Here is an 18,447-nt window from a genome sequence, read left to right as displayed (position 1 = left end):
TGATGCGAAGCCATACGACTCTCGGAAGGGCCGTCCATACTGATGCCCTTGCGCGTGCCCGCGTGATTGCCCTGAAGGAGACCTATGAGCACCCAGCCCACCGATACCGCGGAGGCCGGACACGAACCGCCGACCGTCGCCCACCCTGTACTGCGATGGCGTGTCGTCGACATCGTCGTCGCGAGCGTGCTGGCGGCCGCGGCGGGACTGATTTTCGTGCTGTGGAACATCGCGTCCAATCCGGTCAGCGCACCATTGGGCGCGCTTGTGCCGGGGCTGCAGGCACTGCTCGGTGGCGGCTGGCTGTTTGCCGGTGTGCTGACCGCCTTGGTGATCCGCAAACCGGGAGCGGCTGTCTACGGCGAACTCGTCGCCGCCTCGGTATCGGCTCTGGTGGGTAACCAGTGGGGTGTGCTCACCATCGAATCGGGCCTGGTCCAGGGCCTGGGTGCGGAACTTGTTTTCGCGGTGTTCCTCTACCGGCGATGGGGCTTGCCCACCGCGGTGCTTTCGGGGGCAGTTGCCGGACTCGCGTTGGCCATCAACGACCTGATCTTGTGGTATCCCGGTTCGGCATTCGGTTTCGCTGCGGTCTATGTGGTCTCCGCGATTGTCTCTGGCGCTGCACTTGCCGGACTGTTGTCCTGGTTCGTCGTGAGAAGCCTCGCCAGGACGGGAGCCCTCAGCCGCTTCGCGGCAGGACGCGTGGATCCGAGCCCGGCTCGATGATGGTTCTGCCCGAACATGCGGGGACGAAGTCGGGCTCGTCGCATGCCATAGGTGCTGCCGTAACGGCGCGCGGCTGGGGCTGGCAGCACGCGACGCGCGGGAGCTGGGCCGTGCGCGATCTCGAATTGTCCATAGCACCCGGGGAGCGGGTGTTGCTGCTCGGACCGTCCGGCGCGGGCAAATCCACATTGCTGCACGGCATCGCCGGACTGCTCGGCGGCGCCGAAGAAGGCCGGCAGGCCGGATATCTGCATGTCGACGGTGCGCCTCCGGCCCAACGGCGCTCCCGTATCGGCATGGTGCTGCAGGATCCCGATTCGCAGGTGATCCTCTCCCGCGTCGGCGACGACGTGGCGTTCGGCATGGAGAATCTCGGCGTCCCGCGGGCTCAGATCTGGCCCCGCGTCGGTCAGGCGCTCGACTCCGTCGGGCTCAATGTGCCGCTCTCCCAGAACACCTCGGAGCTGTCGGGCGGACAGAAGCAGCGCCTGGCGTTGGCCGGTGTGGTCGCCATGCATCCGGGCCTGATCCTGCTGGACGAGCCGACGGCCAATCTGGACCCCGCCGGCGTGATCGAGGTCCGCGACACTATCGCCGAGTCCACGCGTCGGACGGGTGCGACGCTCATCGTCATCGAGCACCGCACCGAGGTGTGGCTGCCGGTTGTCGACCGAGTGATCGTGCTGGGCGCCGACGGCGCGGTGATCGCTGACGGCACACCCGACGACACGATCCGGCGCGAACATGACTACCTGGTCCGGTCCGGTGTCTGGGTGCCCGACATACCGCTGCCCGAGATCGGTAGACGGCGCAGCGCGGACGACGGTGTGCTCCTGCGCGCCTCTGAGTTGGCGTTGGGATATCGCGGTGGAGCCCTGCTGCACGGCGGCTTGGCATTCGAGATCCGGCGCGGGCGAACCACTGTCGTCACCGGCCCCAACGGAGCCGGCAAGTCGACGCTGGCGCTCACCCTCGGTGGGCTGCTCGCGCCGCCGGCGGGACGACTCGTAGCCGACGCCGCGCTCGCGCCACCACGGTCGCGGCCAGAACCCATCCGCTGGCGATCGAAGGAGTTGCTCACCAGGATCGGCAGCGTCTTCCAGGACCCCGAGCACCAGTTCCTCACTGGTACGGTCCGCGACGAGCTGTCGCTGGGTCCCAGGGCGCTCAAGCGTGGTACAGCCGAAATCGCCTCCCGCACTGACGAACTGCTACACCGGCTGCGCTTGAATCACCTGGCCGACGCGAATCCTTACACCCTCTCCGGTGGTGAGAAGCGTCGGCTGTCGGTGGCGACCGTGCTGGCGACGGGCCCCGCCGCGATCGTCCTGGATGAGCCGACTTTCGGGCAGGACCGCAGGACCTGGGAGGAACTGATCGGGCTGCTGGCCGAGGTCGCCGACGAGGGCACGGCAATCGTGGCGGTCACCCACGACCTCGATTTCGCGGGCCTGTTGGCTGATACCCGCATCGAGCTGGATGCGTGGCACACCGCGACGGAGACGACGTCATGACCACAGCGGACATCGCCGCCGCGCGCTCGGTCAACCCCGTCGCCCGGCTACTCACTGCCGTCCTCATCGCGGCTGGACTGGTGCTGCCCATCGACTGGGTATCGGCACTGACCGCGCTGGTGCTGGAACTCGGCTTGTTCTTCGCCGTCGGCGCCCGGTTGCAGCCGGTGCTCAAGCGCGGTGCGGTGATCACCGTCGCGGCGGCACTGACGGCCATCACCATCGTGCTCTACGGCCAGCCCGGTGGAACCGTGCATTGGCACCTTCTGCTCATCACTGTGAGTGACGGGTCGATCGCCTTGGCACTGGCCACTTTTCTGCGGGTACTTGCCATCGCGCTGCCGTCGGTCATCCTGTTCGCCGACGTCGATCCGACCGAACTGGCCGATGGGCTGGGACAAGTGCTGAAACTGCCGGCCCGGTTCGTGCTCGGTGCGCTGGCCGGCCTGCGCCTGGTCGGCTTGCTGGGTCAAGACTGGCAGTACCTCGGATACGCCCGCCGCGCCCGGGGGGTCGCCGATCATGCCCGGCTACGCCGCGTCGCCGGGCAGTGCTTCGCATTACTGGTTTTCGCGGTACGACGCGGGTCCAAACTCGCCACGGCGATGGAGGCGCGCGGGTTCGGCGCCTATCCCGCTCGGAGCTGGGCGCGGCCTTCACCTTTCGCTGCGCGTGAGTTCTCGCTTATCGCAGCAGGTTTGGCGATCGCTGCCGCCGCCATCAGTGTCTCTGTCGCCACCGGATCTTGGAACTTCATTGGCGCTCGATGACATCGCGGCTCGACTCGAATCGGCACGAGCACGCACGGTGTTGATCGACGGCCGTTCAGGATCGGGTAAGTCGACGCTCGCAACGCAATTGCATGACGCCTGGGCCGACAGCCTCGTGGTGCGCCTCGACGACATATACCCGGGATGGGACGGACTGCGCTGGGCCGCCGAGCATGTCCACCGATCGCTGCTCGCACCGCGTGCCGAAGGGCAGACCGGACGCTGGCGCGGTTGGGACTGGGCCGGCGATGCACCCGCGGACTGGCACACCGTCACGTGCGAGCAGCGCCTGATCATCGAAGGCATCGGCACGCTCACACCGGCCGGGCGCGCGCTGGCCGATCTCGGCATCTGGGTCGATGCCGACGACGCCGTCCGCAAGCTCCGGGCACTGCACCGCGACGGCGACCTCTACCGGCCGCACTGGAACCGATGGGCGGTGCAGGAAGACGACTTCATCGCCCGGTATAGGCCCAGGGAGTCCGCCGACATGATCGCGGTGGCGACCGCGACCGGATTTGAATTCACCGCTTCACAAAGGACGTCATGACCACATCACTCTCGTTGGCACTGGAGTACTTTCATCCATGGCCGAACTCGGCCGGGTTCTATTTGGCCAGACATCGCGGCTGGTACGCCGATGCGGGAATCGACCTCCAGATCCGCACGGTGGACCCGGGAATCGGCGACAGCCTCGAACACCTCGGACGTCGCCTGGTGGATCTCGCGGTGTTCCCGACCAACCGCCTGCTGATGCGCACCGAACGTGGCGAGCCACTGCGGGCGATCGCCGCCGTCAACCAGCGCGGCCTGGAGACGATTCGCACACTTGCCAGCAGTGGGATCGGCAGCCTGGCCGAGCTGGCCGGCAGGCGGGTGGCACTCAATCCGACGCCACGCGGGGTGGCGCTGGTCCGCGAGTTGGTCACGCGTGCGGGCGGTGACCCCGATGCCGTGACCATGGTCGACGTCGGTGTACGTGAACTGACCAGCGCCGAGCTGGCCGCCGGGGCGGCTGATGCCACCTTCGGTTCCTACTGGGCGTGGGACATTCTGCTCAGCGAGCATCCGGACCGACCGGAGCGGGTCTGGCGGGTCGACGATGAGCTGCCCTTCGGTTACCACAGCTATCTTCTGGGGGCACATGCCGATCTGACTGACCGAGACCCCGTGCTGCTGGCCGACTTTCGGGCGATCAGTGAGCGCGGCTTCCGGCACGCCGCGCAGCACCCAGAGGAGGCGGTCAGACTGCTCAGCAGCATCACACCCTACTTCCCGGACGCTGTGATCGCCCGCTCGCTCGAAGCCATCTCCGGCACCTGGTTCTACGAGAACGCCTGGGGCACTGTCCGTCCCGAGCTGGTAGAACCGTATGCTCACTGGCTCGCCAAGCACGGTATCCTCGCCACACCCGAGCACTGGGATGCGGCGTTCACCGACTGCTCGTTCACCACCGCGGGACAGGTGCTGTGAGCCCCGATCCGTTCGTGCGTGCTGAGGAACTCTTCGGCGAGCTGACAGGTTCTGCCGCACCGGTGGTTCTCGACGCAAGCCTGGTCCTGCACCGACCCAGGTTCGACGGCGACTTCCGGACAGACAGTGGTCGCGGTGCCTGGTCTGTCGCACACTTGCCCGGGGCCATCCACGTGCAGGTCGACTCCGACCTCGCAATCCCTGCCGTGACCCACAACCATCATCCGCCGCCGCAGGGCCTCGCCGAACGCCTCGCTCGGTTCGGCATCGGCCCCGACACACCGACTGTCGTGTACGACAGCACCGGTGGTTTTTGGGCGGCGAGGGTCTGGTACCTGCTGCGCTGGATCGGGGTCCCGGTGCGAGTGCTCGACGGTGGTCTGAGCGCTTGGCGCGCCGCGGGACTGCCATTGGAGTCTGGTGCCACGCATGTCCGGCCCGTCGCGCCGTGGCGGGCGCACCCGGTGCGCGACGCGTGGATCGAACTTGATGACTTGCGTGGTATCGACTGCAGCGCAGGGAATTTGGTCTGTGCGCTGTCGCCGGCCGCATTCTGGGGTACGGAGCCGACGCGGTACACGCGCCGCGGTCACATCCCAGGCAGCGTCAACGTGCCGGCGCGCGAACTCTTCAGCGATGACGGTCTCATACGCCCGCCGGCCGAGATCGCGCAGCGCTACCGGGACGCGGGAACAGACCTGGGCCGCGAGGTGATTCTGTATTGCGGCGGTGGTATTTCAGCGACGGTGAATGCACTGGCCCTTGCCGCTGCCGGCGTCGAGAACGTGCGTGTCTACGACGGATCCCTGGAGGAATGGAGTGCCGATCCGACACTGCCACTCCTGGTCGGCTACTCGGAGGGCGGTCGACGGTAGTCGATGACGATGCGGCCGTCGATCTGGCCGCGCTCCATCCGGCTGAAAACCTCGTTGATGTCATCGAGGCTCGCGCTGTGCACCGTCGGGTGGATGAGACCACGTGCATAGAAGTCCAACGCCTCGGCCATGTCTTGACGGGTGCCGACAATCGACCCGCGGATGGTCAGGCCCTTCAGGACAATGTCGAAGATCGGAGCCGGGAACTCGCCGGGAGGCAGCCCGTTGAAGACGATCGTCCCACCGCGTCGCGTCAGGCCGATTGCCTGGCCGAACGCTTGCGGATGCACCGCCGTCACAAGCACACCGTGCACGCCGCCGGTAGCCGCCTGCACCTCGGCGACGACGTCGGAGGTGGCCGCGTTGAAGGCCAGTTCCGCGCCGAGGTGCGTGGCCAAGGCAAGTTTGGCATCGTCGATGTCCACGGCGACAACGCGCAATCCCATAGCGCGGGCGTACTGCACCGCGATGTGTCCGAGCCCGCCAATGCCTGAAATCGCCACCCACTGGCCAGGTCTGGTGTCGGTTACTTTCAGTCCCTTGTAGACGGTGACACCGGCACACAGGATCGGTGCCACCTCCAACGGGTCGAGACCATCGGGGATCCGCGCCGCGTAGGCGGCGTTGACCAGCATGTACGTGCCGAAGCTTCCGTTGACGCTGTAGCCACCGTTTTTCTGGCTCTCGCAGAGGGTTTCCCACCCTGTGCGGCAGTACTCGCAGCGGCCACAGGCCGACCATAGCCAGGCGTTGCCGACTTTGTCACCGATGCTGAGGTCGTCGACACCGTCGCCGAGCGCTACGACGGTGCCGTATCCCTCGTGGCCCGGTACGAACGGTGGTTGTGGCTTGACCGGCCAATCACCATGTGCGGCATGGAGATCTGTGTGGCAGACGCCGGATGTTTCGAGTTTGACCAGCGCCTCACCGTAGCCGGGTGTTGGTAGATCGAGTCGCTCGATACGGAGTGGTTGACCGAAGGCGGTTACGACCGCGGCACGCACGCCGTCGGTGGTGTCAGATGTCGTGTCAGATGTCGTGTCAGATGTAGTGGGCATGCTGAGGGCGGTAGTCGTCATTGGACCATTGCAGTCCTCGGCGGGGATCCACAGTAGGGCCTTTGGTCCTGGATGACAGAACCTGATGGTCAGGGCGCGCAATACCGGCTGCCTGATTGCGTGCGCGATGAGTTCTCGGCGCGGTCGTGGTCGGCATAGGTGTACGCGTGTCGAGAGGAAGGAGTGTCGATGTCGATCGAGCATGTGCTGGCCGTTGTTCCGGTGTCCGACCTGGAGCGCAGCGAACAGTGGTACCGATCGTTCTTCGGGCGGCCGGCAGACAACAACCCGATGCCGAGTCTGTTCGAGTGGCAGGTGGTGCCCGGCGGCTGGGTGCAGGTTTTCATCGACGGCCAGCGTGCCGGCGCGACGTTGGTCAACTTCGCGGTCGATGATCTTGAGAGTCATCTCGACGAATTGCGACGACGTGGCCTGCAGCCTGGTGATATCACCGACGCGGCCAAGGGCGTTCGCTTGTCGGCGATCACCGATCCCGACGGCAACACGATCCGGCTCATCGGCGGCTTCCGGGTGAAGTACTGAGTACGGTAGGCCACCATGGCCGGCGACACGGGCGGGGTGTGGGCCGACGTGCATCTCGAGCGGGGTGCACTCGTCGAAGACTTGAACGGGCTCACGCCACAGCAGTGGGGCGTCGCGTCGCTGTGCGCCGGTTGGACGGTTCGCGACGTCGTGGCGCATCTGGCGGCAACGGCGGTTCTGACGAAGCGGGGCTTTATCGGGGAGTTCATCCGCGCGGGCTTCAGTGCGGACCGGATCGTGCAACGGCAGGTGACGGCCGGCCGCGATCGCGATCCGTCCGCACTGCTGGCGGCATTACGCGCATCGGTGAGGTCGACCGCGTCCCCGCCCCTTCCCACGATATCGCGCATCGTCGAGATCGTCGTGCACGGCGAGGACATCCGTCGCCCGCTCGGGTTGCACCACACGTACTCCACCGACCACATCGGCGCGGCCGTGGCATACGTCGCCCACGATCGACTGTCGGGCGGCAGCAAGCGGCTGACGGGGCTGCGCTTGATCGGGACCGATGCCGCGTTCGTCGTCGGTGACGGGCCTGCGGTTGAAGGGCCTGCGGTTGAAGGGCCTGCGGTGTCGGTACTGCTTGCGGCGTGCGGTCGCCGGGTTGCACTCTCCGAGCTGTCCGGGCCCGGAGTCGCCGAACTCGGCCGTCGGATCTAGTGGTCGGGGGACCGTTCGCCTTACCGCACAGGGCGACTCGGCGGTTTGTCGACGGCCACGAACTCCTGCTCCGGCCGACCTGTCGTGCCGTAGCGCAGCTGAATCTTGACTTCGCCCGCGTTGGCCAACGTCGAGAGATACCGCTGTGCCGTTGCGCGGGATACCCCGATCTCCGTGGACACCTCAGCTGACGACATCGCCCGACCCGAGGTACGAAGTGCTTGGAGCACAAGCTGTTTGGTCGGCGAGGCAACGGCAGTGGGGGATTGCACAGGGGCGATGCGGGGTCGCAGGGCATCCAGTGCCGAGTCGACTTCGCTGCCGCCTAGGTTGGTCCCGGAGAGGATTCGTCGATACCGTGCGTACCCCGACAGCCGGGCGGCGAGGTCCGCAGGCGCGAACGGCTTGACCAGATAGCTCAACGCGCCGGCCGCCATCGCTGCGCGGATCGTCCTGGCATCGGTCGCCGCGCTCAGAACCATGCTGTCGCACTGTAATCCGCGGACGAAGTCGATTCCTGAGCCGTCTGGAAGGTAGACGTCCACCAGGGCGAGGTCAACCGGTGCGGCCTTGTGGGCGGCGGCCAGCGTCGTCACCGTCGTCGACACCGAGAACCCCGGCAAGGCGTTGACGATACCCGCGTGCATGTTCGCCACCCGGAAGTCGTCGTCGACCACCAGCACCGTCAGTTCTGTGCCACCCATTGGGCTTCCTCCTCCACCATCACACCCGGTAGCCGGGCGATGAACTCTGCGCCGCACAACTCCGCATCGGCGTTACCTGGGCTCGACAGCCGGATGTCGCCGCCCAGCGCACGACTGATCTGCCGGGACAGGGCCATTCCGATGCCGCGTCCGCCCGGTATACCGGAGTCCGGCTTGGTCGACTTGCCCTCGGTGAACACGTGCTCGACGAAATCAGGGGCAACGCCGTTTCCGGTGTCGGCGACGGTGATGTGCAGGGTCGAACCATCCTGCAGGAGTTCGACTTCCACGACTTTGTCGGCTTTCTTGCCGGTGCGTGCTGCGTAGATGGCGTTGTCCAGCAGATTGCCGAGGACTGACGTCACATCCACCGGCAGGGCGAGTCGGCCTGGCGCCCAGGTGTTCTCACCGATCGTCAGGGTGACGCCGGCTTCCCGGGCGACCGCCGCCTTCGCGGCCAGGAATGCCTGCAGGAACGCATCCCGGACAGCCTCGATGCCCGGCAGCGCCGAGCCCATCGGGCCGGAGCCGAGAAGTTCCTCCACGTACTGCGCTGCCTCCTCGACATGGCCGCTGTGCAGCAGACCGTTGAGCAGGTGCAGCCGGTTGGCGAACTCGTGACGCTGGGCACGCAGCACCGTGCTCATCAGCTGTACGGCGTCGAGTTCGCGGGTCAACGATTCGACGTCGGTGCGATCCCGTACGACCAGCACGGTGCCCAGTTCGCGGCCGTCGCGGGTGACGGGTCGTGACGACACCACGACGATCCGGTCGCCGACGGTCGCGATACTCGGGGTCGCGTCCGCCGCGCGAAACACCTCGAGCACCCGTGGGGTCAGGCCGATTTCGTCCGCCGGCCTGCCCGCTTCGCGTCCGACCTCGAGCAGTCGGGAGGCTTCGTCGTTGACGAACGTTGTCTTCCAGGCGGTGTCGACGGCGAGCACGCCCTCGTCGATACCGTGCAGCACCGCGGCCTGGCTGCGGATCAACTCTGCCATTTCCGAAGGCTGCAAACCCATGGTGAGTCCACGCCAGCGCCGGGCGAGAAGATACGAGCCGACCACGCCGATGAGCAGGGCCAGGCCGACCAGGAACGCTGCGGTCCGCACATCTGTCCACAGCTGGTGGTGCACCGCGGACGTCGAGATCCCGATGCTGACCTCGCCGATGACGCGATCCGAATCCGGTGCCAGCACAGGTACTTTCGCCCGCACCGACGGTCCGAGGGTGCCCGACTCACGGGTCACGACCTCGTGGCCTGCCAGTGCCTCGGTAGGATCGGTGCTGACGTGCTTGCCGAGCTCGTCGCGGTTGGGATGCGAGAGTCGGATGCCCTGGTTGTTGGTGATCACCACGAACAACACGCCGGTGCGCTGTTGGATCTCGGTGGCCAGCTGCTGCAGCGGACCGTTCGCCAGCTCGTTTGTGAGCGTCGGGCTCGGGACCAGCGGGGCAGCGTCGTAGCGCGCGACGTCGGCGCGGACCGCGGGAGCGAACGCGATGGCGCGTGCCATATCCAGCGACCGGTCCTCGTACTGGGCGGCGAGACGCTCGTGACTCATGAAGGCCAGCAGGCCGCCCGCGATGCCCAGCGTGAGCGTCACTACAGCGACTTGTAGCAGCAGCACCTGGGTGGCAAGCCGCACATCCATGTGCAGCCTTCTGACCATGGGCTGAGCGTACGCGCCGCCCTGAGCACAATGAGCAAAACCCGCATTCCGGTCACGTGTCTGTAGACCGGTCATGTCGGGTTGATGTCGTCGAGACTCTTGCCCGTGGTACGCGGTCCGATCGGCGCGATCACGGCGATCGTGGCGGCGAGTGCCACCAGCACGACAGCGAACATCGCAGTGGCCCCGTAGTGGTCGAGAACCGGGACGAGAATGAACGGAAGCGCCGCACTGGACAGCCGCGACACCGAATATGTCCATCCGACTGCGGTTGCGCGCACATCGCTGGGGAAGATCTCCGCCTGATACACGTGGTAGATGTTCGAGAAGACGTTGCTCGATGCGGTGATCAGCAATCCGTATACGACGATGAGCGCGTGAACGGTCGCGGTTGCGAACAGGACACCGCAGATCGCCATCACGACGACCGTCACCATGATCAGGTATTTGCGCTCGAACCGCTTGAGCAGCGGAATGGACATGAGCGAACCGAGTGGATAGCCGATGAACGACACGGCCGTGAACAGCAGCGACGACGTGACGTCGTAGCCACGGCTGACCAGTACCAGCACCGCCAGCGTGCCGAACCCGTAATAGCCGAAGGGCTGGAACAGGTGAAAGACGCCGAGCATGATCAGCCGCTGGCGGTAGGGCGACTGCCGCAGTCGCTCGAAAGCCGACGCAGCCGGTGCAGAGGGCGCCGTGACGACGTCATCGGTTTCATCGCGGTCCGCCGGGCTTTGCGGCGCCGGATCGGTACCGCCGGCGAACGCCCGCAGTGCGGCCCGTGCTTCATCCATGCGACCGGCACCGGCCAGCCATCTCGGTGACTCCGGCAGGCTGCGGCGCAGCACGATGATGAACAGCGCGCCGATGGCGCCGATCACCAACAGGACGCGCCAACCGTCGACGCCGAAGAGGCTGCGCCCCGCGAACCAGAGCGACAGGAAACCCAGCACCGGGACCGCGAGGAAGGAGCAGGTGTAGGCCCATGCGGCCATGCGCCCTCGATGAGCCTTCGGTAGTACGTCGGCGAGATACGAGTCGGCGATGGGATATTCGGCCCCCACACCTATGCCGGCCATGAAGCGTGCCGCCACCAGCAGCCACGCGTTCGGTGCGAAGGCGGCGATGACACTCCACACCGAGAACCACACCAGGGTGAGCAGGAAGGCTCGCCGGCGCCCGATGCGATCAGCGATCCGGCCGAAGGCGATTGCACCGACGAACATTCCGAGGAACGACGACGCGAGCAGCAGCTGCAGCGCGGTGCCGCCAAGTCCGTAGTGCGTCTTCAGCGTGGCGGCGATCGTGCTGGACAGGAAGATCTCGTAGACCTCGAAGAAGAGGCCGAGCCCGATGGCAATGACCGCCCTGCGGTGGACGGGGCCGACGGGAAGGTTGTCGAGCAGGCGCCCGATCTGCCGCTGATCGCTGTCCCGGTCGGGTTGTGCTGTAGGTGTCATCGTGGTCATTTCGCGTGTCCGAAGTTGTGCATCCAGCGGCCGTCATGGTCGTGACGATGAGTGAACCAGGAGAGGAAGTTCCGATTCCAGCTTCCGGGCGTCGACACGCTGTCGTGGTTCGGTTGGGGTTGGGGTTGCGGAGACGGCGACGGCCGGCTGACGGCATTTGATGATGATGTGTGGCCTGCGGGCATCGGGTGACGCGTGGTGGTGCGCTTTGTGTGCGTGACGGGCGTGGGCGCCGCTACCGCCGGCGTTGGCGGCGCCTGCGGTGCGGGCGTCGCGACCGGCGCCGCCGCGGGCGCCGCAGCGGTGTGGGTGGTGGTGTGGGTGGTGTCGACGGCCGTGCTCGGGCCTGCGTGCAGGGCGCCGAAGAAACCGACTGACGCTGCGACCGCCAGGCCCCCCGCGATCAGGGGCAGGGCCCGCCGGCGCATGGGCCGGTGGTGCGGTTGTTGGGCCTGCGGTGGCGCGGCGGGCTCCGGCGGCTCGGCCGACCACGCGTAATGGGTGGCGGCCGACTCTGCCGCCGCGGCGCGCATCGTCACCGTCTGGGGAACGCCGGCGGCCATGGTCGCGGCGGACCCTGGGTCGTAGGTCTGGTTCGGAGGCCGCGTCGTCATCTGTCGCTCCTTGTGGTGTGGGCCTTGGTCGTCTGTGCTCACGACGCTAGGGAACCGCCCGCGCGATGGCCCGCTTGTGCGCACAAGCCGCACAAGTACGCGTTATGCGACTTTTGCGCATTGTGCTCAGATGGCGGTGGTCTGCTCGAATCTCCAATCGCCGCAGGAATATTCGAGAGCCACGCGACGCGGTCAATGCGCAAAAACTCCAAATCGGCCAGTTGCGTAGGTTGCGCGCAGAAGCGAGCCGCCACGTGCATCACCGCCTTAGGTTCTGCGCAGCGAAATGCCGAACCCTACCGGCGTTCACACGTCCCGAGGAGTCCATCATGTCGGTTGCCCCTGAGCCATTGGTGCCCACCGTGTTCGGGCCGGCGGCTGCACGCGATGACGGCTGTGTCGAGCGGACGGTCACGACGAAAGACGGCGTCCGCCTCGCAGTATCGGACTACCCTGCGGAACGCGCCGATGCGCCGACAATCGTTTTGCTGCACGGTCTTCTGCTCTCGCAAGAGAGCTGGGGGCTGCAGGTGGGTGAACTGCGCCGCCGTTACGGCGGCAGGATTCGCGTCATCACCTACGACCACCGCGGCCACGGGAGGTCGGCCGATGCGCCCATGCCCACCTACGAAATCACCCAACTCGCTGCCGATCTCGCAGAGGTCTTGGCCGCGGTGCACATCACCGGCCCGCTGACTCTGGCGGGCCATTCCATGGGCGGTATGACGGCGCTCGCATACTTCGGTCGCGCGGCGTCGCAACGTCCTGTCGAGCCTGCAGGCTTGGTCCTGGTGGGAACTGCGGCGGGCAGCATCGCCGAGCGGGGGATCGGTCGCCTGCTGGCAACGCCCGCTACCGGCGCGCTGTTCGGCCTGGTTCACCGCATGCCGCAAAGGGCAACGGACAAGGCCGTCCAGGCGCTCATCCGTCCGTTGGGTGAGGCGCTGAGCAGATTCTCGGGTGAGGGCACCATGGCCGGAGTGGTCGCTGCCGCTGTGGGGGTTGCAGCCCTGCGGACAGCGTCGCTGACGACAGCTGCGGGCTTTCTGCCGAGCCTCAAGCGCTACGACGTGTACCACGCCCTGAAATCCATTGCTGCCAAGACTTTCGTCGTCAGTGGGGGCACCGATGTCCTTACGCCACCCTCGCATTCGCGTGACCTTGCCGCGGCCATTCCCGGCGCTCTCCATCTCCACCATCCGACTGCCGGCCACATGCTGCTGCAGGATGCCGCCGAATGTGTCACCGATGCAATCGGGCGGGCGATGGGCATGCGTCGCGGTTCCCGGCGTCCCGCACGTGTGCGCGGGTCCGGGAACCGCTCTGCTGCAGCGCAACTCGCCGTCGTGGTGTCGTGAGCGATGCGCGGAACGACAGCGCGCGTACTAGGTTCGACGCTGCGCCAGCTCGGCGAGGTGTTTGAGCGAGTTGTCGAGGTGCTGCCGGTCGAAGGGCGGGAACCCGATGTTCTCGCGAATGGCCTGCGGCACCGCCGACCAGTCATAGGTCAGCGTAACCTCCGTCTGGTCACCCGCGACCTGCTTGAGGTCGTATCGCCAGATCCAACCACCGAATTCGAGGTTGTCGTCGTCGGCACCTTGGCCCGGCAGCCACGCAATCGCATGCGGCGGCTCGAAGACCTCGACGCGGTTGGCCATCTCGTAGTGCATACCTCCGTAATTGGAGTGGTACATCGCCATCCGGAAGACCTGACCCACTGCGGTGAGCGGTTTGCCGTCCAGCGACTCCCGCACCCAGCCGGTGCCGTCGATCGCCTGATGGGTGGTCGGGTCCGCCAGCACGGCGAACACGGTCTGCGCCGGCGCGTTGATGGTGCACGCGGCGGTCATGGTGTCGTCAGTCATGCCGGTACAGACCGGCGGCGGCCCAGAAACTCATCGAGCCTTCGCCGGCCACCAGTTCGCCCGTCCGATGTGCGTGGTCGGAGCAGTGAGCAGAACGCAGAAAAGCCCGCTGATTGCGCGTTTGTTCAGGTTGTGCGCACAACAGCGCGCGTGGCATGGCCCGCTTCGTAATGTCCGGCTACAACGTTCACCCACACAGGAGGATTGCCATGAACTTCGTCAAGAGCTTGGGGCGCCACGCTGTTGTGCCCGCCGCCGTCGCTGTCGTCATCGGCGGTGCGATGGGTTTGTCGGCGGCTGCGCATGCCAGTGGTGCCCCGGTCAGCGCCCCGGTGACAACGTGCGCGGTGTCCGCACAGTGACCCCAAAAGCGTTTTGGTCGATGCCGTGACGTCACGCCGACGTAGCCTGCATCGCGAGGCGGTCGCCCCATCGCCGAACGTGTCGGGGCGACCGCCTCGGCACTACGCCGAAGAAATCAGAACAGCCGGCAGCGGTCAGTAGTCCCAGACGGCCGGTACGCACCGGAAGACGTCGCCGGCCGCGGCGACCCGGCACACGGACGGGAACGGTAGGTGAGTGGCCACCAGCGACTCACCGGTCGCCGCGAGCTCACTGAGCAGACGGATGCGAACCCGGGCCGCTTCATCGGGGTCATGTTCGAATCCGTTGTGCCACTCTGGATTGTCGAATCCGGGCGCAAAGACGGCGTCACCCGCGAACGTCAGCTTGTCACCACCGGAGGCCAGGCGGACCACGCTGTGCCCGGGGGTATGGCCACCGGTGCGGGTAATCAGCACGCCCGGCGCCACCTCGTATTCGGTCTCGAATGTCCGCAACTGGCCGCGGTACTCGTCCAGGAACTGCGAAGCGACCCTGCGCAGCACGTCCGGTATCGGCCCCGGCATGGTGGTGCGCGAAAAGTCGGGTGCTTCCCAGAACTCGGCCTCGGCCGTGGAGGCGTGGACCCGCAGGTCGGGGCGCAGCCGGTCTTTCAGCCCCTGGGTGAGCAACCCGCCGACATGGTCCATATGCATGTGGGTGAGCACCACGTCGGTCACCAATGCGAGATCGACCCCGGCCGCCTCGAGCCGCTGGACCGTCTGCCCGGCCCGCGGGAAGTCCGGGAACTCCAAGCCCAGCCCCGCATCGACGAGGATGGTTCGGTCGCCGCTGCGTACCACCACCACGTTGAGCGGCCAGTCGACCACCTCCGGTGGCAGGAAATTGTCGTCCAGCCAGTGCGCCAGCTCGGTCGACTCGACGTTGGTGGCCAACGTCGAGGCGGTTATCGGCAGCACCCCGTCGCTGATCACCAGCACTTCGATGTCACCGACCTGGACTGCGTAGCGCGACGGGACCAGTTCGTCGGCGCCCTGCGCGCCGAGGTGCGAAATGTTGTCCAAGCTCATGCGATTCTCCTTCTGAGCGCTCTACCCGGGGACTGGAATTGACCTGTCGTCGCGTAGAACGCCCTCCGGCGCTATGAGTTATCCATGGGGACCGGTCGGGTCAGACATCCCCGGGCATGCCGGGAGGACTGAGCGAGCCGTCGACATTGGGTACGCTCGCAGGCGCCGGTATGCCGCCGAATGCCGCATTGTCGCCGGGGATTCCGTCGTCCGCAGGTGTGTCGAAGGCGCCGCCGGCACACATCGGATGCTGCCACCCGAATACGTCGCACCCCGGATCGTTCTTCACCGAGAACGGACCCAGGGGCATCGGTACGCCCGCTTGACCGGCTACAGTGGGCGTTGCATTCGCGGGAAGGGCCGCCGCCATCACGGCCGCCCCGGCGATTCCTGTCGCGAAGACCATTCTGCGCACGCCGGAACGCGTCAACCATCTCATCTGCTGCTCCTCGGATCCAGAAAATCACTCGGGTGTTTGCCGCCTGCGGATACCTCCGCGATCATGCTCGCAGCTCCGCACAGAAAAGGTGCCGAAACGACGGCTTTGCTCGCGACAAGCCCACTGACGCTTGATTTTTGACGCCGGAGTCAATCTCTTCACTCGTCGCGGTGCCGTCCCGAGATGCACTGGGTGCCACTGCTGAAACGTTCGGGTCCAACCGATCCGACCAACGATAGAAGGAGCGAAACCTGATGATTACCAACCGCATTACCACTGGTGACGAGCGAACGATCATCGAGAACATGCTCGACCGTAACCGTGAAGCGCTCATCGAGACCGTACGCGGCCTGTCGGACGCGGATGCCCGCAGCCGGCTCGTCACATCGCTGACCACGCCGATATCGTTGATCAAGCATGCCGCCGCCGCGGAACGGATTTGGTTTCAACGGTTTTGGGCGGGACTCGACGAATCCGAGTGCGACGGATACTCAAACCGCGACGAGGGCACATTCTTTGTCGGTGACGATGAGTCGATCACGGACGTCATCGCGGAGTTCGAGCGGGCGAGCCGGCGTTCGCGAGAGATCGCGTCGCGCTTCGCCCTCGACGACACCAAGGACAATCCCCGGGAAGGCACGGTCAGCATGCGGTGGACGCTGCTCGCCATGATCGAAGAATTCGCCAGGCACGCAGGTCACGGCGATATCCTGCGTGAACAGATCGTGTCAACCCGCTAGTTCGCGCTGCACGTCGTCTGTGGTCGTAATGTCGATGTGTAGTGCCCGTATAGCGCAAACGACGATCGAAATCAGCGGCACGCTACCATACTAGGAGAGCCGTCCGGAGGGATAGCTGCGTATCAACCGGATGTCGAAGGGACGACGTGTCCCTGATCTGTGCGACGCAGGTCGTGCTGCGATAACGCCTTGGGCGACTTCAGATCTGACGACGAATCGACGAATCAGATGTCGCCTCGTCACTCCGGTCGATTCGGTGCAATGGCGAATGTCAGAGGCATTTTGTGGTGTCGCCCGATGTGTCTGGCATGCAAGAAGTGTCGAGGCTACGACGTATCGAAAGGGAAAAGCCGAAAAGTGAGTACTGCCCTACGCTAGTCGCCGGTGACTGCCGAGCCCGATCCTAGGTGTTGCGCAGGCGGTGATGATCCGCAGGCGAAGACCTAGATGACAAGCCAGGGAGGGTGATTGGCATGACCGTAACAAGAATCGATTGGCACTGGATGGATGGCTGGCCACCCGGCTACAACACCGTCCAGGTGAATCTGCCTCCGGCGACGTTGGGTGCTCAAACAGCCCTGCAAGGCCAGGTCGGTGGGGGAGCGAATTACACCGGCATCATGCACTACCGGCGACGGCTCAAGGACGGATCCGACAAGGACATCGACTTCGGCGCCTGGACGAATTGGCCTCCGGTCATTTTCGACCACATCAGTTCCATCACCTTCGCCACCGCAACCGGCGAAGATCAAGAGGCTTATCTTGTCGCGCGTATGGACTACTGGGGATAGGTGCGCCGTGAACTTCTCGTCCACTGGTTCGCAGAACGTGCAATCGATCAATTGCTGCCTGCTGTTCGATCCGCAGGGCGCAATACATCACGTCCATCGCGTTGTGACGATGGAAGGGGCGCCCGCCACCTCGCAGGCTGAGCTGGAAGCGCAGACGCTCAGGGTTGCGCAGAACTTGGGGCTCGACACCTCGAGACTGCAGGTCCTGCATGTAGGGCCGAATGAATTCTCAGAGCGCGCGCACTATTCAGTTGACCCGGCGAAGCGCACTCTGAGGAAAGAGGCGCTGCCGTCGCGAACGGGCCTGCGAGGCGCGAAGAGTTAGTACCCGCCGGCGTATCCCAGTTCGCCGTCAGAGTCGGCCGGCGGCGAACTGGGCGGCCTGGTCGACCATGCCGTTGGCGATGTAGGAGTTGTGCGCTCCGCTAGGCGGCCCGGGTGGGGCTCCGTCGCAGACGCTGTCACCGCTGGCGCACAGGTCGATGGTCTTGGGCACGTACAGCGGGCCGATCGTGATCAGCGGTGCGCCTGCGTCGCTGAGGAACTGGTTCGAGGGTTTGCCGAACAACGCCACGGCGGCGACGTGGTCGGCGATCTCGGGCGGCATCGGCGGCGGCACGAAAGCTGCGGGGACGCCTTCCGGGATCTCGGCCGACGTGGTGAACGCGGCCACGGCAGCACCCTGGGAAAATCCGCCGAGCACCATCTTGGTGGCGGGGCAGGTGGCAGCGACGGTCTGAATGTGATTGGTAGCGTCCCGGATACCGTCGATGACAGTGAGTGCGAACTGGAAGCCGTCGCCGAAATCGGCACTGGCCTGGTAGTTGATCGGGTAGACGTTGACCGATTTGGGGCCGGCCTTGGCGCGCAGAGCATCGACGAAGTCCTGTCCGATACCGCCGACGCCCGCAGGCTCGCCTGTGCCGCGGGCAAACACCACGTCCGCGTCCGGGCACGGATCGGCGTTGGCAACAGGTACTGGAGCACTTGCCAGGGCCAGCACGGTGAAGGCGATCGTGAGGATGCCCGCGAACCTGCGCGGCCCCGTTCGGGGCGGCGCCACGGGGGCTTCAGTGCAATCGATTGTGTACATGGAGAACCTTTGCGTTGCGTAG

At 65.8% G+C, this 18,447-nt stretch carries 22 protein-coding genes; 13 read left to right on the top strand and 9 right to left on the bottom strand.

The features are described 5' to 3' along the window. Positions 1-84: 84 nt before the first annotated feature. From A5784_RS30485 to A5784_RS30460, 6 genes are read left to right on the top strand one after another with little or no spacing between them, the layout of a single operon-like run. Entirely contained in the window at positions 85-729 is a 645-nt protein-coding gene (locus A5784_RS30485) for an ECF transporter S component (RefSeq protein WP_082945174.1), read from the top strand. Then, positions 726-2,243, top strand: a complete 1,518-nt coding sequence (locus tag A5784_RS30480; RefSeq protein ID WP_064948576.1) for an ABC transporter ATP-binding protein — start codon at positions 726-728, stop codon at positions 2,241-2,243. The genes A5784_RS30485 and A5784_RS30480 overlap by 4 nt, the downstream gene beginning before the upstream one ends. Further along, positions 2,240-3,013, top strand: a complete 774-nt coding sequence (locus tag A5784_RS30475) for an energy-coupling factor transporter transmembrane component T family protein (protein WP_064948616.1) — start codon at positions 2,240-2,242, stop codon at positions 3,011-3,013. The genes A5784_RS30480 and A5784_RS30475 overlap by 4 nt, the downstream gene beginning before the upstream one ends. Beyond that, positions 3,000-3,563, top strand: a complete 564-nt coding sequence (locus tag A5784_RS30470) for a nucleoside/nucleotide kinase family protein (RefSeq protein WP_064948575.1) — start codon at positions 3,000-3,002, stop codon at positions 3,561-3,563. Before A5784_RS30475 ends, A5784_RS30470 begins: the two co-directional genes overlap by 14 nt. Next, positions 3,560-4,486: an ABC transporter substrate-binding protein gene (locus A5784_RS30465; RefSeq protein ID WP_064948574.1), complete on the top strand. Its 927-nt coding sequence runs from the start codon at positions 3,560-3,562 to the stop codon at positions 4,484-4,486. The genes A5784_RS30470 and A5784_RS30465 overlap by 4 nt, the downstream gene beginning before the upstream one ends. Further along, positions 4,483-5,361 (top strand): sulfurtransferase, encoded by an 879-nt coding sequence (locus A5784_RS30460; RefSeq protein WP_064948573.1) that lies wholly within the window; start codon positions 4,483-4,485, stop codon positions 5,359-5,361. The genes A5784_RS30465 and A5784_RS30460 overlap by 4 nt, the downstream gene beginning before the upstream one ends. Here the strand turns inward: A5784_RS30460 and adhP are convergent. Continuing rightward, entirely contained in the window at positions 5,337-6,419 is a 1,083-nt protein-coding gene (gene adhP / locus A5784_RS30455) for an alcohol dehydrogenase AdhP (protein WP_064948572.1), read from the bottom strand. The genes A5784_RS30460 and adhP overlap by 25 nt on opposite strands. A gap of 189 nt (positions 6,420-6,608) precedes the next feature. On the opposite strand from adhP, the gene A5784_RS30450 reads away from it, so the two are divergent. Further along, the gene (locus A5784_RS30450) at positions 6,609-6,962 is read left to right on the top strand and encodes a VOC family protein (protein WP_064948571.1); all 354 of its coding nucleotides are present in this window, start codon (positions 6,609-6,611) and stop codon (positions 6,960-6,962) included. 15 nt (positions 6,963-6,977) lie between these two features. Continuing rightward, positions 6,978-7,622 (top strand): maleylpyruvate isomerase family mycothiol-dependent enzyme, encoded by a 645-nt coding sequence (locus tag A5784_RS30445; RefSeq protein WP_064948570.1) that lies wholly within the window; start codon positions 6,978-6,980, stop codon positions 7,620-7,622. Between the two features lie 20 nt (positions 7,623-7,642). Here A5784_RS30445 and A5784_RS30440 read toward each other — a convergent pair whose 3' ends face one another. From A5784_RS30440 to A5784_RS30425, 4 genes are all read right to left on the bottom strand, one after another. Then, positions 7,643-8,326 carry a response regulator gene (locus tag A5784_RS30440; protein WP_064948569.1) on the bottom strand — a complete coding sequence of 228 codons (684 nt, stop codon included), beginning with the start codon at positions 8,324-8,326 and terminating at the stop codon, positions 7,643-7,645. Beyond that, entirely contained in the window at positions 8,308-9,996 is a 1,689-nt protein-coding gene (locus tag A5784_RS30435) for an ATP-binding protein (RefSeq protein ID WP_197514922.1), read from the bottom strand. The genes A5784_RS30440 and A5784_RS30435 overlap by 19 nt, the downstream gene beginning before the upstream one ends. Before the next feature lie 71 nt (positions 9,997-10,067). Further along, positions 10,068-11,462, bottom strand: a complete 1,395-nt coding sequence (locus tag A5784_RS30430; RefSeq protein WP_064948613.1) for an MFS transporter — start codon at positions 11,460-11,462, stop codon at positions 10,068-10,070. Positions 11,463-11,467: 5 nt separating this feature from the next. Beyond that, entirely contained in the window at positions 11,468-12,085 is a 618-nt protein-coding gene (locus A5784_RS30425) for a hypothetical protein (protein WP_064948568.1), read from the bottom strand. Between the two features lie 329 nt (positions 12,086-12,414). Here A5784_RS30425 and A5784_RS30420 point away from each other — a divergent pair, with 329 nt between their 5' ends. Then, the gene (locus tag A5784_RS30420; RefSeq protein ID WP_064948567.1) at positions 12,415-13,443 is read left to right on the top strand and encodes an alpha/beta fold hydrolase; all 1,029 of its coding nucleotides are present in this window, start codon (positions 12,415-12,417) and stop codon (positions 13,441-13,443) included. A 27-nt stretch (positions 13,444-13,470) separates the two neighbouring features. Here A5784_RS30420 and A5784_RS30415 read toward each other — a convergent pair whose 3' ends face one another. Next, on the bottom strand, positions 13,471-13,950 hold the full coding sequence (locus tag A5784_RS30415) for an SRPBCC family protein (protein ID WP_064948566.1): 480 nt from the start codon (positions 13,948-13,950) through the stop codon (positions 13,471-13,473). Between the two features lie 209 nt (positions 13,951-14,159). Here A5784_RS30415 and A5784_RS30410 point away from each other — a divergent pair, with 209 nt between their 5' ends. Further along, positions 14,160-14,312 carry a hypothetical protein gene (locus A5784_RS30410; protein WP_156750866.1) on the top strand — a complete coding sequence of 51 codons (153 nt, stop codon included), beginning with the start codon at positions 14,160-14,162 and terminating at the stop codon, positions 14,310-14,312. 135 nt (positions 14,313-14,447) lie between these two features. On the opposite strand, the gene A5784_RS30405 is transcribed toward A5784_RS30410, so the two are convergent. Together A5784_RS30405 and A5784_RS30400 are read right to left on the bottom strand one after the other, a co-directional pair. Then, a complete protein-coding gene (locus A5784_RS30405) occupies positions 14,448-15,362 on the bottom strand; it encodes an MBL fold metallo-hydrolase (protein WP_064948564.1) in 915 nt (304 codons plus the stop codon). Between the two features lie 100 nt (positions 15,363-15,462). After that, the gene (locus A5784_RS30400) at positions 15,463-15,801 is read right to left on the bottom strand and encodes a hypothetical protein (RefSeq protein ID WP_156750865.1); all 339 of its coding nucleotides are present in this window, start codon (positions 15,799-15,801) and stop codon (positions 15,463-15,465) included. A gap of 254 nt (positions 15,802-16,055) precedes the next feature. On the opposite strand from A5784_RS30400, the gene A5784_RS30395 reads away from it, so the two are divergent. The 3 genes from A5784_RS30395 (at position 16,056) to A5784_RS30385 (ending at position 17,657) form a co-directional block, all read left to right on the top strand. Then, a complete protein-coding gene (locus A5784_RS30395; RefSeq protein ID WP_064948562.1) occupies positions 16,056-16,541 on the top strand; it encodes a DinB family protein in 486 nt (161 codons plus the stop codon). A gap of 473 nt (positions 16,542-17,014) precedes the next feature. After that, positions 17,015-17,332 carry a hypothetical protein gene (locus A5784_RS30390; protein WP_156750864.1) on the top strand — a complete coding sequence of 106 codons (318 nt, stop codon included), beginning with the start codon at positions 17,015-17,017 and terminating at the stop codon, positions 17,330-17,332. 7 nt (positions 17,333-17,339) lie between these two features. Next, a complete protein-coding gene (locus A5784_RS30385; protein WP_156750863.1) occupies positions 17,340-17,657 on the top strand; it encodes a hypothetical protein in 318 nt (105 codons plus the stop codon). 27 nt (positions 17,658-17,684) lie between these two features. Here A5784_RS30385 and A5784_RS30380 read toward each other — a convergent pair whose 3' ends face one another. Next, positions 17,685-18,425, bottom strand: coding sequence for a cutinase family protein (locus A5784_RS30380; protein ID WP_082945173.1), 741 nt, complete (start codon positions 18,423-18,425; stop codon positions 17,685-17,687). Positions 18,426-18,447: the final 22 nt, after the last annotated feature.

The organism is Mycobacterium sp. 852013-50091_SCH5140682 (assembly GCF_001665685.1).
In the GTDB taxonomy this organism is placed as follows: domain Bacteria; phylum Actinomycetota; class Actinomycetes; order Mycobacteriales; family Mycobacteriaceae; genus Mycobacterium.
This window is presented reverse-complemented; position numbering and strand designations above follow the sequence as displayed.

Bases quoted from the DNA above. Each gene is read 5' to 3' on its own strand.
- A5784_RS30400 (WP_156750865.1), bottom strand. From the start codon at position 15,801: ATGAGATGGTTGACGCGTTCCGGCGTGCGCAGAATGGTCTTCGCGACA.
- A5784_RS30440 (WP_064948569.1), bottom strand. From the start codon at position 8,326: ATGGGTGGCACAGAACTGACGGTGCTGGTGGTCGACGACGACTTCCGG.
- A5784_RS30475 (WP_064948616.1), top strand. From the start codon at position 2,240: ATGACCACAGCGGACATCGCCGCCGCGCGCTCGGTCAACCCCGTCGCC.
- A5784_RS30390 (WP_156750864.1), top strand. From the start codon at position 17,015: ATGACCGTAACAAGAATCGATTGGCACTGGATGGATGGCTGGCCACCC.
- A5784_RS30445 (WP_064948570.1), top strand. From the start codon at position 6,978: ATGGCCGGCGACACGGGCGGGGTGTGGGCCGACGTGCATCTCGAGCGG.
- A5784_RS30380 (WP_082945173.1), bottom strand. From the start codon at position 18,425: ATGTACACAATCGATTGCACTGAAGCCCCCGTGGCGCCGCCCCGAACG.
- A5784_RS30420 (WP_064948567.1), top strand. From the start codon at position 12,415: ATGTCGGTTGCCCCTGAGCCATTGGTGCCCACCGTGTTCGGGCCGGCG.
- A5784_RS30430 (WP_064948613.1), bottom strand. From the start codon at position 11,462: ATGACACCTACAGCACAACCCGACCGGGACAGCGATCAGCGGCAGATC.
- adhP (WP_064948572.1), bottom strand. From the start codon at position 6,419: ATGCCCACTACATCTGACACGACATCTGACACGACATCTGACACCACC.
- A5784_RS30435 (WP_197514922.1), bottom strand. From the start codon at position 9,996: ATGGTCAGAAGGCTGCACATGGATGTGCGGCTTGCCACCCAGGTGCTG.
- A5784_RS30415 (WP_064948566.1), bottom strand. From the start codon at position 13,950: ATGACTGACGACACCATGACCGCCGCGTGCACCATCAACGCGCCGGCG.
- A5784_RS30425 (WP_064948568.1), bottom strand. From the start codon at position 12,085: ATGACGACGCGGCCTCCGAACCAGACCTACGACCCAGGGTCCGCCGCG.
- A5784_RS30395 (WP_064948562.1), top strand. From the start codon at position 16,056: ATGATTACCAACCGCATTACCACTGGTGACGAGCGAACGATCATCGAG.
- A5784_RS30480 (WP_064948576.1), top strand. From the start codon at position 726: ATGATGGTTCTGCCCGAACATGCGGGGACGAAGTCGGGCTCGTCGCAT.
- A5784_RS30450 (WP_064948571.1), top strand. From the start codon at position 6,609: ATGTCGATCGAGCATGTGCTGGCCGTTGTTCCGGTGTCCGACCTGGAG.
- A5784_RS30405 (WP_064948564.1), bottom strand. From the start codon at position 15,362: ATGAGCTTGGACAACATTTCGCACCTCGGCGCGCAGGGCGCCGACGAA.
- A5784_RS30485 (WP_082945174.1), top strand. From the start codon at position 85: ATGAGCACCCAGCCCACCGATACCGCGGAGGCCGGACACGAACCGCCG.
- A5784_RS30410 (WP_156750866.1), top strand. From the start codon at position 14,160: ATGAACTTCGTCAAGAGCTTGGGGCGCCACGCTGTTGTGCCCGCCGCC.
- A5784_RS30465 (WP_064948574.1), top strand. From the start codon at position 3,560: ATGACCACATCACTCTCGTTGGCACTGGAGTACTTTCATCCATGGCCG.